This window comes from Paenibacillus macerans (assembly GCF_900454495.1).
GTDB lineage: Bacteria > Bacillota > Bacilli > Paenibacillales > Paenibacillaceae > Fontibacillus > Fontibacillus macerans.
This window is the reverse complement of sequence record NZ_UGSI01000001.1, coordinates 2,373,032-2,386,980: the sequence shown is the minus strand read 5'-3', so window position 1 is coordinate 2,386,980 and position 13,949 is coordinate 2,373,032. Positions and strand designations below refer to the sequence as shown.

General features: G+C 59.2%; 12 protein-coding genes. 10 read left to right on the top strand and 2 right to left on the bottom strand.

What is annotated here, in order from left to right:
• Positions 1 to 104: 104 nt before the first annotated feature.
• The 10 genes from DYE26_RS10645 to DYE26_RS10600 all read left to right on the top strand — a co-directional run bounded on the left by DYE26_RS10645 (position 105) and on the right by DYE26_RS10600 (position 12,481).
• Entirely contained in the window at positions 105 to 836 is a 732-nt protein-coding gene (locus tag DYE26_RS10645) for a FadR/GntR family transcriptional regulator (RefSeq protein ID WP_036624019.1), read from the top strand.
• Positions 837 to 930: 94 nt separating this feature from the next.
• Positions 931 to 2,997, top strand: a complete 2,067-nt coding sequence (locus tag DYE26_RS10640) for a hydantoinase/oxoprolinase family protein (RefSeq protein WP_036624018.1) — start codon at positions 931 to 933, stop codon at positions 2,995 to 2,997.
• Complete coding sequence (locus DYE26_RS10635; RefSeq protein WP_036624017.1) at positions 2,994 to 4,967, top strand: hydantoinase B/oxoprolinase family protein; 1,974 nt, start codon at positions 2,994 to 2,996, stop codon at positions 4,965 to 4,967. Before DYE26_RS10640 ends, DYE26_RS10635 begins: the two co-directional genes overlap by 4 nt.
• 67 nt (positions 4,968 to 5,034) lie before the next feature.
• Complete coding sequence (locus tag DYE26_RS10630; protein WP_036624016.1) at positions 5,035 to 6,210, top strand: ABC transporter substrate-binding protein; 1,176 nt, start codon at positions 5,035 to 5,037, stop codon at positions 6,208 to 6,210.
• A 30-nt stretch (positions 6,211 to 6,240) separates the two neighbouring features.
• Positions 6,241 to 7,356: an ABC transporter ATP-binding protein gene (locus DYE26_RS10625; RefSeq protein WP_036624015.1), complete on the top strand. Its 1,116-nt coding sequence runs from the start codon at positions 6,241 to 6,243 to the stop codon at positions 7,354 to 7,356.
• A complete protein-coding gene (locus DYE26_RS10620) occupies positions 7,353 to 8,270 on the top strand; it encodes an ABC transporter permease (RefSeq protein WP_036624014.1) in 918 nt (305 codons plus the stop codon). Before DYE26_RS10625 ends, DYE26_RS10620 begins: the two co-directional genes overlap by 4 nt.
• Positions 8,260 to 9,081, top strand: coding sequence for an ABC transporter permease (locus tag DYE26_RS10615; RefSeq protein ID WP_051985542.1), 822 nt, complete (start codon positions 8,260 to 8,262; stop codon positions 9,079 to 9,081). Before DYE26_RS10620 ends, DYE26_RS10615 begins: the two co-directional genes overlap by 11 nt.
• A 60-nt stretch (positions 9,082 to 9,141) precedes the next feature.
• Positions 9,142 to 10,374, top strand: a complete 1,233-nt coding sequence (locus DYE26_RS10610; RefSeq protein WP_227872643.1) for a M24 family metallopeptidase — start codon at positions 9,142 to 9,144, stop codon at positions 10,372 to 10,374.
• A 61-nt stretch (positions 10,375 to 10,435) separates the two neighbouring features.
• Positions 10,436 to 11,638, top strand: coding sequence for an MFS transporter (locus tag DYE26_RS10605; protein ID WP_036624013.1), 1,203 nt, complete (start codon positions 10,436 to 10,438; stop codon positions 11,636 to 11,638).
• A gap of 132 nt (positions 11,639 to 11,770) precedes the next feature.
• Positions 11,771 to 12,481, top strand: a complete 711-nt coding sequence (locus DYE26_RS10600; protein WP_036624012.1) for a Crp/Fnr family transcriptional regulator — start codon at positions 11,771 to 11,773, stop codon at positions 12,479 to 12,481.
• 65 nt (positions 12,482 to 12,546) lie between these two features.
• Here DYE26_RS10600 and rd read toward each other — a convergent pair whose 3' ends face one another.
• Together rd and DYE26_RS10590 are read right to left on the bottom strand one after the other, a co-directional pair.
• Positions 12,547 to 12,711, bottom strand: a complete 165-nt coding sequence (gene rd / locus DYE26_RS10595; protein ID WP_036624011.1) for a rubredoxin — start codon at positions 12,709 to 12,711, stop codon at positions 12,547 to 12,549.
• Positions 12,712 to 12,739: 28 nt separating this feature from the next.
• On the bottom strand, positions 12,740 to 13,927 hold the full coding sequence (locus DYE26_RS10590) for an NAD(P)/FAD-dependent oxidoreductase (RefSeq protein WP_036624010.1): 1,188 nt from the start codon (positions 13,925 to 13,927) through the stop codon (positions 12,740 to 12,742).
• Positions 13,928 to 13,949: the final 22 nt, after the last annotated feature.

The following is a 13,949-nucleotide window of genomic DNA, read 5'->3' as shown; positions in this document are numbered from 1 at the left end:
TTCCATAACTGGAGAAAATATTCAACCCGGAATCTGAGCCGATTATTCAATTGAATTATGTTAATCATCATTGATTATTAATGTTCATCAGGCAGGAGGAACGTATGATTGCCAAAGAATACGACCAGATGAAACTGGAGTATGAGCTGCTCTCTTATTTGGATAAGCAGGAAACTCCGGTCGGCGCCACGACGCTGGTGCTTGTGCTGGACAAGAAGTTCGGGCTCAGCCAGGCGTCGATCGGCCGGAAGCTGATGGAATTCGATACGCTGGGGTATACCGAAAGCGTCGGCCGGAAAGGGCGTTTGCTTACGGCTGCGGGCAAGGAGCGGCTTACGGAGCTGAACCGGCAGCTTGCCCAACTGCGCGACAATTCCAAGCTGCTTGACGCCCTGAAAATATCCGACGAGCAATCGCTAATCAATATATTGGTGACGAGACGGGCTTTGGAACGGGAGACCGCATGGCTAGCGGCCACTAACGCCAGCGAACGGGATATCGTTCTTTTATGGGAATCGATCGCCCTGCAGGAAACCGCTTTGTCCGAGGGCAGGATTCCGATCGCGGAGGACCGGGAGTTTCATGAGCGAATCGCCAGGGCTGCCGGCAACCCGATCCTGCTTCACGCTTTGCGGCTCGTTTGGGGCGAGGGAGCCCATCTGCCGGCAACGGCCACGATCCGGAAAGCGGTCGGCAGCGAACTGGTTGTCGATCATCGCAGAATCATCGGCTGCATCGAGAGCCATTCTCCCTACGAGGCGGCGTCCGCCATGGTCAACCATATCAATCAGCTGATCGAGGATGTCCGCACTTACTTTGGCGGTCCCCGCTCTTAAAGCGGTATTAAGCCAAGGAACCAAAAAAACGATAAAAGAGGTAGTTGCCTGATTTATTAAACTCTCACTAAAAAATTACAAAGGGGAGGTCAACATGACCCAAAAATACCGTCTGGGCATCGATATTGGCGGAACCTTCACCGACGTGATGCTGACCGGCCGTTCGGGCGAGGTAGCGGCGGCGCTTAAAACGCCATCCGTACCTTCCGCTCCGGAGCAGGCGATCTTTAACGCGCTGCGGCAGTTAAAGGACAACGGCATCGACATCGGGGCGATTGAGCTGTTTGTCCACGGTACGACACTGGGAGTCAACACCTTGATTGAGCGAAACGGAGCGAAGACGGGTCTCCTTACTACCGGCGGCTTTCGCGATGTGCTGGAAATCCGCCGGCTGCGTTTGGAGAATACAACGGATTTATACGGGGACAAGGCTTTGCCCCTGATTCCCCGCCATCTCGTCAAGGAGATCGATGAACGCTGTTTGGCGGATGGACGGATCTACCGTCCGCTGCGTCCGGAAGAACTGCGTCGGGCAGTAGCGGAATTGCTGGAAGAAGGGGTTACCGCAATCGCCGTCTCGTTCCTTCACGCGTATCATAACCCGGAGCATGAGCGCCAGGCGGCCGAGCTGATCCGCCGTGAATTTCCCGGCGTGTTCGTTTCGGCGAGCAGCGAGGTTTGGCCGCAGCAGCGGGAATACGAGCGAACGTTGGCCACCGTCATGAACGCATATGTGGGCTCGCGCATGAGCGAATATTTTCAGCGCCTGGAGGCCGGGGCGTCGGAACAGGGGCTGCGGGCGCAGGTGTTGTCCACGATGTCCAACGGCGGGATTATGACTGCCCGGCGGGCGGCGCAGGAACCGGTCAAAACGCTGCTCTCCGGCCCGGCGTCCGGCGTAATCGGCGCCACGCATGTGGCCCGTCTGGCCGGCATCGACAAGGTGATCACCTTCGATATGGGGGGCACGAGCGTCGATGTGGCGGTGATCGATGGCGAGCCGGCCTACTCGAGCGAAAACCAGGTCGGCGATTTTCCGGTCATCATTCCGGCGGTTGATGTGACGGCGATCGGCGCCGGCGGAGGTTCGGTCGCCTGGGTGGATTCGGCGGGCGTGCTGAAGGTAGGTCCGCGCAGCGCGGGCGCCGATCCCGGACCGGCCTGCTACGGCCGGGGCGGCCAGGAGGCGACGACCACGGACGCTTACGTGCATCTCGGCATCATTCACCCCGAGCGCTTTCTCGGCGGAGGCATGCCGCTGGATGAGCGGCTCGCCGCCGCGGTCCTGACCCGGCTCGGGGAGCGGATCGGCCTCGATTCCCGCGCGGCCGCCCAAGCGATCATCGACGTGGCGACCGCCAATATGTACGCCCAGTTTACGCCGCTCATGGCCCGCAAAGGGATCGATCCCCGGGACTTTACGCTGCTGGCCTACGGGGGAGCCGGTCCGACCCACGCATTTTTGCTGGCCCGGGAGGTGGGCATCCGGCGGGTGCTCATCCCGCCTTCCCCCGGCACGCTGTGCGCGACCGGCTGCGTGGTCGCCGACCTGCGCAACGACTTCGTCCGCACGGTCTATAAGACGGAGCAGCAGCTGCAGCCCGGAGAAATCGGCGCGACGTTACAAGGCTTGAAGGAGCAGGGAGGGCGCTGGCTGAGCGAGGAGAGCAGCCGGGGGATCGCGCTGGAGACGAGCTATGTGCTGTTCAGCGCGGATATGCGCTATGAAGGGCAAGCCTTCGATATTGAAGTATCGCTTCCCGCGGAAGAAACGGAGGCGGAAGCTGAAGCTGAAGCGATCCGGCGTTTTCATCAGCGGTACCATGACATTTTTGGCATCAGCCAGCCAGGCGATCCCGTCATGTTCGTCAATCTCCGGGCCTCGGTGGTCGGGGTTACCCGCAAGGCGGGGGCGATCCGACCGCCGGAACGCGCGGCGGATCGATCCGCCCCTGGCACACCGGACAAGCGCCAGTTGTTCTTTGACGGCCGGTCATGGACGGCCAGCGTACTGAAGCGGTCCGAACTGCCGGAGGAGTCCGCACCTGCGCTGTCCGGTCCGGTCATCGTTGAAGAGTACGATACGACGGTGTTTGTTCCCCCGGGCTATCGGGTCTGCCGGGACAAGCTGGGCAATATGATCGGGGAGGCGGAAGCATGAGTACCGACCGGGTGTTTCTGGAAATTTTCAAAAACCGGGTGCAGGCGATCGTGGAGGAAATGGCGGGTGTCGTTCTCCGCACCGGCTTCACGGCGTTTGTCAAAGAGACGGGCGATTTCGGCACCTATCTGCTGTCGCCAAAGGGCGAAACCTTCGGCTCCCCGCTGGAGACCGGATACAGCCTGTCGCTGGGAATTCCGGCCGAGGAGGTGCTCGCCGCGGGCGAGCCGTGGCGGGAAGGGGACATCGTGATTTGCAACGATCCCTATACCACCGGCGCCATGGCCACCCATTTGCCGGATGTCTATCTGCTGAAGCCCTTTTTTCATGACGGGCGGATTATCGCCTTCGGGCTTTGCTTTATTCATTCCTCGGATGTCGGCGGCAAGGTGCCGGGCAGCGTCTCGCCAAGCGCTTACGATATTCATCAGGAGGGCATCCGGATCGCTCCGGTCAAGCTGTACGAAGCCGGCGCGCTGAACGAGCAGGTGCTGAACATGTTCCTGCACAATTGCCGCATCCCCGATCAGAACTGGGGGGACCTGCGGGCGCTGATGGCCGCGCTGAACCGCGGGGACAAGAGACTTGCCGAATTGATCGCGCGATACGGACCGGAGCAGATCGAGCGGGGCATCGAGGATCTGCTCGCTTACGCGGAGACGCGGGTGCGGCAGATTATCGCGGACATCCCGGACGGGACGTACGAGTTCTGGGACTACATCGAAGGCGGTCCCGGCGGATACCCGGTGCGGCTGCGGTGCGCTCTGATCGTCAGGGGGGACGGGATATTGCTCGATTTCCGGGGAACCGATCCCCAGGTGAGAGCTTCGTTTAATATCCCGACACTGAACAAGCAAGGGCATTATTACCTGGTTCCGGCGCTAACCCGCTACTTCCGCACGCTGGACCCGTCGATTCCCTGGAACTCGGGGATGGTGCGGATGATCGGCAACGAGGCGCCGCCGGCCAGCATCCTGAATCCGGAATTCCCGGCCGCGGTCGGCGCGCGGGCTTCCACCTTCATCCGGCTGATGGATGTGCTGACCGGTGCGCTCAGCCGGGCCCAGGAAAACAAGCTGCCGGCGGCCGGCGCGGGACAAGCCGCAATCGTGATGCTGGCGATGACCGATCCGGTCTCCGGCGGCCGAAAGGTGGGCGTCATTCAGCCGATCTGCGGCGGCTCCGGCGCGAGGCCGATGAAGGACGGGATCGACGGCATGGATTTTGCCGTCGGCCATCTGCGCAACATTCCGGTCGAGACGGTGGAGGTCGACATGCCCGTGCTGATCGAGCGTTACGGCCTGCGCGCCGATTCCGCCGGAGCCGGCAAATACCGGGGCGGCAGCGGGATCGAGCTCCGGCTCAAGGTGCTGAGTCCCGATACGGTGCTGACGGCGCGGAACATGGAGCGCATCCAGTTTCAGCCGTGGGGGAGACTTGGCGGCCGGGCCGGGGCGCACGGGGTGGCTTTGAAAAACGCGGGACAAGCCGCGGAGGAGGATCTCGGACGCATCGATGAGCTGCTGCTGCAGCCGGGCGACACGGTTGCCTTTCTCTCGCAGGGCGGCGGCGGATACGGCAGCCCGTATGAGCGGGACCCCGCAGCCGTGTTAAACGATGTGCGCAGCGGACTAGTGTCCGAGGCGGCCGCGCGGGAGCAATACGGCGTCATTCTGCGCGCCGGCCAAGTGGATGGCGAAGCGACCCGGCTTTTGCGAGCGGAAGCGCCTAAGCTGACGGCTTCCTTCCACTATGGAGAGGCGCGGGAACGCTTCGAGGCGGTCTGGAGCGATGAGCTGCAGCTTGCCGTCGGCGCGGCCCTGGCGGCTTATCCGCTGGCCCTGCGCGATTATCTTAAGCGCCGGACGATGGCCGAGGCGGACCGGAGGATCGCGGCCGGGGAACAGGTGCGGCCAAGCGACGCCGCGGACATCATGGGGGAAATTCACCGCAAATTGCTGCTTGGATAATGTGAGGCGTGCGGCAAGGACTTTTTTTCAAAATCCAATTCATATTTAATCAGGAGGTTCGATTGCAATGAAAACAAGAGCGAAATCGATCGTATCTTTATCCATCCTGCTGGTCCTGTCCCTGGTATTCCTTGCGGCTTGCGGCAACGGCGCGGGAAACGGCGGCAGCGCCGAAGGCGGCAATGGCGGCGGCAACGCGGCCAATTCGCCGACGACTCCGGCCGGTAACGGCGGTTCGGGGGAAAAAATCAAGCTGAGCATGTTCATTTGGGCCGGCGCCAATCAGGATGTCGTTCCGAAAGAGGTCGTCGCGAACTACATCAAGGAGCATCCCAACGTGGAGGTTGAATTTGTGGAATCCTCCAACTCCGTGATGTATCCGAAAATGCTGGCCGCCAAAAACGCCGACCCCAACAATCCGGTGGTGAATTTCGGCTATTTCAATGCCGACGCTTCCGCCAAGGGCATCAGCGACGATATGTGGGAGCCGCTGGACCCGGCGATCGTGACGCATATGCAGGATATTCCCGAACAGTACCACACGGCGGACAACCGGGGGATCGTATGGGGCGTGAGCAATTTTGCGCTTGTGTATAACAAGGATTTGGTGAAAACAGCGCCGACAAGCTGGAGCGATTTGTGGGAAAACAGCGAATTCAAGGATAAAGTCGCGCTTTGGGACTATATGTTTTACGCCTACATTGCGCCGGTCATTGAACTGAAGGGCCAGGAGCTCGGCGCCTCTTATGAAAAGCCGGAAGAGGCATTTAAATTCTGGGCGGAGCATGCGGATCAGGTCCGCTCCTTGGTAACCTCCAATGACCAGTTGAAAAATATGCTGGTGTCCGGCGAAGCGCTGATCGCTCCGTTCAGCTCGCAGACCGCGCAAACCTGGATCGATGATGAAGGGCTGCCGCTGGGCGTAGCCATTCCGAAGGAAGGGTTCATTTCGTTCCCTTATTCCCTGCAGGTCGTCAAGGGTTCGACCCCGGAGCAGACCCGGGTGGCCAACGAAATCATTAACGAGCTGCTGGCTCCGGAAAATCTGACCCGCTACGCGGAAGTCACAGGAACCCCGGTGACGAGCACCGCCGCGGCCATTCCCGACAAATACAAGGATGATCCGTCCTTCTCCGTCGAGGAGCAAAACAAAGGCCTGAACCCGGACTGGGCGACGATGGCGAAAGATGCCTCGGTGTGGAAGGATTTTTGGGACCGTCTGGTCAAGACGAAGCTGAATTAATCAAAACGGCATGGGAGGGGGCGGCTTGGGATGCCCGAGACAGAGAAACAAACGGCGATTGAAGCGCAAAACGTCGTCAGAAAATTCGGCGGGCAGTATGCGGTGAATTCCGTCTCTTTTGAGGTGAAGCAGGGGGAGTTTGTCTCCCTGCTCGGCCCCAGCGGCTGCGGAAAAACAACGCTGCTGCGCATGCTCGGGGGGCTCGATCGGCCCGACGAAGGCGCGATCCTGCTCGCCGGACGGGATGTGACGAAAATTCCCGCGTACGGCCGGGACACCAACATGATTTTTCAACAGCTCGCGTTGTTCCCGCATATGGATGTGTACAAAAATATCGCTTACGGCTTGCGCATGAAGGGGCGCAGCAAAGCCGAGATCCGCGCCAAGGTCGAACGGGCGCTGGATCTGGTTCAGCTGCCCGGCTACGGCGGCCGCTCCGTCGCCCAGCTCTCCGGCGGCCAGGCGCAGCGGGTGGCGATCGCCCGGGCGCTCGTCAACGAGCCGAAGGTGCTGCTGCTGGACGAGCCGTTGTCCGCGCTCGACGCCCAGCTTAGACTGGACATGCAGCGCGAGCTGAAGCGGATTCAGCGGGAATCCGGGACGACGTTTATTTTTGTAACCCATGATCAAAAAGAAGCGCTGAACGTCTCGGACCGGATCGGCGTGATGCGCGGCGGTAAGCTGCTGCAGTACGGCACGCCCGACGAAATTTACGAGCGTCCGGCGGACAGCTTTGTCGCCAAATTCATCGGCGACACGAATCTGCTGCCGGCCACGCTTGTTTCGCTAGCCGGCGACGCGGCTACCGTCCGGGCGGCCGGCGCGCTCTCCCGCGTCCACGTCGGCCCCGGCGCCGCCGCGCTAGCCGCAGGCGGGCAGGGTAATATCTCCATCCGCTACGAATACGTCCGGGTTGGGGAGGACGCCGCGCAGCTCGGCAACACGCTGAACGCGATCGTGGAGGACGTGCGCTACGGCGGCACGTTTCTGCAATACGAGCTGCGGCTTGACGGCGAGCATCGGCTGACGGCGAGCGTGCCGCATTATCCGGGGAACCGCCGCTATGAGACCGGTGAATCCGTTCCGATCGGGTGGGAGCCGAAGGACGCGATTCTGCTGCCCGGAGACGGGGAGGGGGAAGCGTGAAGGCCGCGGCAAATCGCCGGCATCGGCGCTGGTCGCCGCCGGACAGGTCCTGGGGCGCGGCGCTGCTGCTCCTGCTGCCGTCCCTGCTGCTTATGGGCATTATTTATATCGGCTCCCTGTTTATTTTCGGCCGCTACAGCTTCGATTCGTTTGCGGGAGGACATCTTGTTCCGGCCTTCCAATGGGACGCCTACGCCGCGTTTCTCGGCGATCCGTATTATTGGAAGCTGATCGGGGACACCTTTTCGCTGGCGCTGAAGGTGACCGGAATTACGCTGCTGCTCGCCTATCCGCTGGCTTATTATTTGGCCTGCGTCCGCAAGCCGGCATGGCGGCAAACCCTGCTGCTGATTACGTTTATGCCGCTGCTGGTCAGCGCGGTCGTCAAATCCTACGCCTGGATGGTGCTGCTATCTAGGCAAGGCCTGCTGAACTGGCTGTTTATCAAGCTCGGACTCACAGAGAACGGCTTTGAGATGACGCTTAACGAAACCGGGGTGATCATCGCGCTTGTGCATATTTTTTTACCCTTTATGGTAATTCCGATTTTGAGCGTGCTGGTGCAGCAGGACAGCCAATTGAAGGCGGCGGCCCACGACCTGGGCGCGGGAAGCGTACGGGCGTTCCTGACGATTACCCTGCCGCTGTCGGTGCGGGGCATCGTATCCGGCATTCAGATCGTGTTCACGTTATGCCTGACCGCGTTTACGACGCCCGCCTTGATCGGCGGGGGAAGAGTGATGACGCTGCCGACGTTTATTTATCAGCGCACCCTGGACACCAACTGGCCGATGGCCGCCGTGGCCAGCCTGTTTCTGATTCTGGCCTCGACCCTGGCGGTTTGGGCGCTGAACCGGCTTGCCGATCTGCTTGCTTTTCAGCGGTCCAAAGGAGGGAAAAGGCATGCGGCTTAGACCGAAATGGATCGGGGCGGCGCTGACGGTCGTCGCGCTGGCGGTGTGCCTCTTTTTGCTTGCACCGCTGATCATCGTCGTGATCACCTCCCTGAACCCGGCCTCTTACAGCGTGTTTCCGCCGCAGGGGCTGTCGCTCAGATGGTATGAAAACCTGGCTTCACAGCCGCAGTTTCTGCGGGCTTTCCGCAACAGCGTGATCGCCTCCGGCTGCGCTACGCTGCTGGCGCTTACGGCGGGCACGCTGGCCGCGCTGGCGATTCAGCGCTACCGTTTTCCCGGACGCAATCTGCTGCGCGCGATTTTTATGTCCCCGATGGTCGTGCCGAAAATCGCCCTGGGCGTCGCTTATCTGATTTTATTCTCCCGGCTGAAGATTGCCGGCGGCCTGCTTGCCCTGATCCTCGGGGAAGCGGTCACGATTTTGCCGTTTGTGCTGTCCATTATCGGAAGCACGCTGGCCAATTTGAAAAAAGAGTACGAAGAAGCGGCGGCCGATTTGGGCGCGGGTCCGGTCCGGAGCTTCTTCACGGTCACGCTGCCCCAGATGCGCATGGGGTTGCTGCTGAGCGGCGCGTTGTCGTTTATCTTTACTTTTGATCAGGTGGAGACGGCCTTGTTGATCCTGCGCCCGCAGAACAATACGCTGCCGATCGAGCTGTTCCTGTATATGGAAAAATGGCAGGACCCGACGATCGCGGTCGTATCGACGCTGATGCTGCTATTGGCGCTGGTATTGTTCCTGGGACTTAGATTTTTGCTGCGCTCGGCTCCGCAGGTACAGCAGGTACTGGGAAAAAAGGATGAATAGCTGCAGATGCAAGCTATGGAAAGCTATGGAAAGCTACGGAAAGCGAAGGAGGAACCGTCAATGAGTGCAGAGGAAGTGCGAGTGCGGCCGGAGGCCGCACTGGGCGGCATGGCCAACCGGGAACGCGCCGCAAGCGTGATGGCGCGTGAAGGGCTGCAGGCGCTGGTCGCCACCACGCCGGAGAATATCGCCTACGTGATCGGGGCGCCGCTAAGGACGACCAACTGGTCGATGCAGATTTACGCCGTATTGCCAAAGGATGCGGGGGCGCGTCCGCGCCTTGTTTTACCGACAAACCGGCTGGGCGTGATCGCGCAGATGGGCGTGCCGGACGCGGAGCTGTATTTGTTCAGCGACTTCTTTGTCGAAGGTTCGCCCGTAGGACAGCCCTCGACGCCCGATATCGATTTGTTTTATGACTTGCTGGGGCGGACGGCGGTTTACCCGGGCCCGCTCGAAGCGCTCGCGGCCGCGCTGAAGGATCTGGATATCCCGCAGGGGCCGCTTGGCGTGGATGAAATGCGCATCAACCCGGCGCTCTATGCCAAACTTGGCGAATCGCTGCCGGCGGGTCATGTCCGCCCGGCCTACGGCTTGTTCCGGGAGGTCCGCCAGGTGAAAACGGCGGCAGAGGTCGCCCGTTTGCGGCGGTCCGCCGAGCTCAATGAACGGGTCGAGGAGGAAATGATCCATCTGATCGCGGACGGGGTCCACGAGGAAGAGCTGGCCGCCCATTACCGGGACCGGATCATCCGCGCCGGCGGAACGCCGGCGATGATCGCGGTCGGGGCGGGACCGCGCAGCGCCTTGCCGCTGATCGAGCACTATTTCCACCGGGTACGGCCGGGTGAACAGGTGCGGTTCGACCTGTGCTGTCAGCTCGACAGCTACTGGGCGGATACCGGACGCACCGTGGTGCTGGGGCAGCCGTCCGAGTGGCAGCGGCGGCATTTCGCGGCGGTCCGCGGCGGCTGGGAGCGGGCGCTGGAGCTGGTGCGCCCGGGGGTCAAGGCTTCGGCGGTGTTTGCGGCCGCCGTTGAAACGGTGCAGCGCGGCGGGATTCCGCATTATCGCCGCCAGCATGTGGGCCACGCCATCGGCCTGGAGCTTTATGACGACATCGTGCTTGCCCCGGGAGACCACCGGGAGCTGCAGGAAGGGATGGTGTTCTGCGTGGAGGTGCCGTATTACGAGCTTGGCGCCGGAGGCTTCCAAATCGAGGATACCGTCGTAGTTACGAAGGATGGATATGAATTTTTGACGCATCTGGACCGCAAACTTTTTGTGCAGTAGTTGCACAGTAGTTGTAAGTAGCGGTGAGAGTGTAACTTTGAAAAGAGGTCTTGATCACTCCATGGAATATATCCTGAAAGGCACGCGGTCATTTCGGAACACCGCCCTGGCGATGTTCGCCGGGGGGTTCTGCACCTTTGCGGTTTTGTATTGCCTGCAGCCGCTGATGCCCGAATTTTCCCGGGAGTTTGGCGTTTCGCCGGCGGTTGCCAGCTTGTCGCTGTCGATTTCAACGCTGACGATGGCGGTCACGATGCTGTTTGTCGGGGCGGTTTCGGACAGTCTGGGCCGCAAGGTGGTCATGGGCTGCTCGCTGTTTGGGGCGGCGCTCGTCGCCCTGCTCATTGCCTTCAGTCCGGGATTTGGTGCCCTGCTCGCGCTTCGCGTCGTGCAGGGCATCGTACTTGCCGGCCTGCCGGCGATCGCCATGACCTACCTGAGCGAGGAGATCGATCCGGCCAGCCTTGGCTATGCCATGGGGCTGTACATCAGCGGCAATTCGGTGGGCGGTATGGGCGGCCGCGTGATCACCGGCATGCTGACGGATGCTTTTGACTGGCGGGTGGCGGTAGGGGCAATCGCTTTGTTTAGTCTGGCGGCGGTGCTGCTCTTTTGGCGTTGGCTGCCCGCTTCCCGCCATTTTAAACGCCAGACGTTTGCCTTTGGGGACATTTTGTCCACACTGCTTGGCCAATGCAAGGATGTGCGCCTGCTTTGTTTGTACGGGCTCGGTTTTGTCCTGATGGGCAGCTTTGTCACCTTGTTCAATTATATCGGCTACCGGCTGACGGCTCCGCCGTACGAATTGAGCCAGACGCTGGTGGGGTGGATTTTCATCGTTTATGTGATGGGAACGATCAGCTCCACATGGATGGGCAAGCTGGCCGACCAATACGGCCGGTATGCCGTGATGGGTCTGGCGCTGGGCATGATGCTGGCCGGCGCCCTGCTGACGCTCGCGGGAAGTTTGGGCATGATCATCGCCGGCATCTCAGTGTTTACCTTTGGTTTCTTTGGAGGACATTCCATTGCCAGCAGCTGGATCGGCATTATCGCCACCGAACACAAATCTCAGGCTTCATCGCTGTATTTGTTCTTTTATTATGTAGGTTCCGGCGTAAGCGGCACCATCGGAGGGCTTTTCTATTCCAGTTACGGCTGGAATGGCCTCATCGCCATGCTGGCCTGTTTTCTGCTCGCCGGTCTTTTGTTGAGCTTCGTACTGCGTCAACGGGGTGCGGAGCAAACCGATCATATGATTTGAGAAAGCGGATTCAAAAAGTGAAAGCAATGGTTCGTGACTCCAATCACAAGCTGGACAGCCTGTTTATGCTATTTTTAAGTAAAAATTTAATGTCCTAAGAGCTTGAGGTTGGAAAAAAAAGGGGAAAGTACGATGGAAAGCTGCCGCCATTGCAGCGAGGCGCTGTGCACCCGCAAAGTTCCTATATTTGCTTCGTTGTCCGAAGAGGATCTGGCCAAGATCAGCACGATGATCAAACATCGGAAATATCGCAAGGGACAAGCGTTGATTTTGGAAGAACAACCTTCGGAAACTTTGTTTATTGTCCGCGAGGGTTACGTGAAGCTGTTGAAAATTACGGCGCAAGGCAAAGAGCAAATTTTGCGCGTTCTTTCGACGGGTGAGTTTTTCGGCGAATTGAGTATATTCAACAGCGGCGAGACCAGCAACTTTAGCGCCTATGCGCTGGAAGACACCGATGTTTGCCTGTTGACCAAAAAGGATATGGGACTGATCATTCAGGAAAATCCGGATATTACGTTAAAGCTGCTGCAGAGCATTACCAAGCGCTTGGCCGCTACGGAGAACCTGGCGCAAAGTCTGGCCACAAACGATCCCGAAATCCGCATCGCTTATATGATTTTGGAGCTTGGCCGCAAATACGGCAAAGCGGATCAGGATCAAGATCGCATTAAGATCAGACTTCCGTTATCGCGTGAAGAGATGGCCAACTATGTAGGCGTTACAAGAGAAACCATCAGCCGCAAGTTCAGTAAATTCGAGCAGGCGGGAATTATTGAACTCAACGGAACACGGGAGCTTACGATTTGCGATATCCAAAAACTGAATGACTATATTGATTAATCAGGACAAACGCCCCGTTTTCCGCCGTCGTTTTGCGGAGAGCGGGGCGTTGTTTGGGTTAGCGGCTAATCTTCAATAGGCAGAAACTGGCTTTTGTCTTCGCCGCAAACCGGACATACCCAGTCTTCGGGAAGGTCTTCAAAAGCGGTCCCCGGCGAAATACCTTCACCGGGATCTCCCACGGCCGGATCGTAGATATAACCGCAAGGCTGGCATATATATTTTTTCATCGTATAACATCTCCTCTGGTTTGAATTTTTAATGGATTAAACTGCGGACAAGCTCCGTTTCCGTGATTTCAAGGGATTGCTCTATGGCCGCTTTATAAGGCAGAGCAGCGCTGACATTGGCAAAAACAACAGCTCCGCAAATCGCCCCGTTTTTGATAAAAATCCGTTTGTAAGGCCCAGAATCCGGACCGCAAAGGCTATTGTCGCATTGCTGCTCATCCGTCAGGCCGATGGAGAACAAAGGAGCATTAAACGCATTGGATACGGTCATCGGCACCGGCCGGCGGTAAACGGCGGCATGGCCCGCCATGTTGGTCCCGGCGATTTTGCCTTGTTCCATGGCGCTGTTCCACAGGCCTTCCGCCCTGCCGCGAAATTCGGCAACATCGCCGGCGGCATAAATGTGTTCGGCGCTGGTTTGCATGTGCTCGTTAACGACAATCCCCGCTCCGACTTCAAGTCCGCTTTGGCGGGCTAACTCAGCATTGGGAATCACCCCGATCGAATATACGACATGCTCGCAGGGCAAAAATGAACCGTCTTCAAGCTCCACGCCTTCGACGCCGCTAATGCCGGCAATTCTGCGGACGCCTTGTCCCAACCTTATCTCAGTTCCCTGTTCGGCGATTTTTTCTGTTAGAATGGCCGCAGCCCGTTCATCCAGTTGGCGGGCCATCAGCCGCGGCGACGCTTCGACTATCGTGACGGAATATCCGGCCCGGTTCAGGGACCAGGCGGTTTCCACCCCTTGAATGCCGCCGCCGATGACGCAGATTCGGTCTCCGCCCTGCAAAGCTTGTTTCAGCTTGTCCGCGTCGTTTCTGCTGCGGATATTGTGCACATGAGGCAAAGACGCGCCTTCAAGATTCAGCTTGCGGTTCACGGCTCCCGTGCAGAGCAGCAGCTTGTCGTACTGCACTGCTTGGCCGTCTCCGGTCATGACCGTCCTGGAGTCCGGATCAATGGAAACAACTGGTGTCCCGGCATGATAAGCAATTTTATGCTCGTGGTACCATTTTTCCTTCTTAATCAACACATTGTCGCTGTGCAAATCGGTGAATAATCCTTTGGACAATTTCACTCGATTATAAGGAAGGCCGGATTCGTCGCCGAAAATGGAAATTTCCGCCGCTTCCTGCCGTTCGCGGATCGCTTTGGCCGCGCTGATGGCGGCCACGCCGCCGCCAACAATAACGTAATGACGATGTTCAGACATGGTTTTCTCTCCTTTTGCCGGA

Coding starts and splice junctions, on each gene's coding strand:
- DYE26_RS10645 (WP_036624019.1), top strand. CDS start 105: ATGATTGCCAAAGAATACGACCAGATGAAACTGGAGTATGAGCTGCTC.
- DYE26_RS10640 (WP_036624018.1), top strand. CDS start 931: ATGACCCAAAAATACCGTCTGGGCATCGATATTGGCGGAACCTTCACC.
- DYE26_RS10635 (WP_036624017.1), top strand. CDS start 2,994: ATGAGTACCGACCGGGTGTTTCTGGAAATTTTCAAAAACCGGGTGCAG.
- DYE26_RS10630 (WP_036624016.1), top strand. CDS start 5,035: ATGAAAACAAGAGCGAAATCGATCGTATCTTTATCCATCCTGCTGGTC.
- DYE26_RS10625 (WP_036624015.1), top strand. CDS start 6,241: ATGCCCGAGACAGAGAAACAAACGGCGATTGAAGCGCAAAACGTCGTC.
- DYE26_RS10615 (WP_051985542.1), top strand. CDS start 8,260: ATGCGGCTTAGACCGAAATGGATCGGGGCGGCGCTGACGGTCGTCGCG.
- DYE26_RS10610 (WP_227872643.1), top strand. CDS start 9,142: ATGAGTGCAGAGGAAGTGCGAGTGCGGCCGGAGGCCGCACTGGGCGGC.
- DYE26_RS10605 (WP_036624013.1), top strand. CDS start 10,436: ATGGAATATATCCTGAAAGGCACGCGGTCATTTCGGAACACCGCCCTG.
- DYE26_RS10600 (WP_036624012.1), top strand. CDS start 11,771: ATGGAAAGCTGCCGCCATTGCAGCGAGGCGCTGTGCACCCGCAAAGTT.
- rd (WP_036624011.1), bottom strand. CDS start 12,711: ATGAAAAAATATATATGCCAGCCTTGCGGTTATATCTACGATCCGGCC.
- DYE26_RS10590 (WP_036624010.1), bottom strand. CDS start 13,927: ATGTCTGAACATCGTCATTACGTTATTGTTGGCGGCGGCGTGGCCGCC.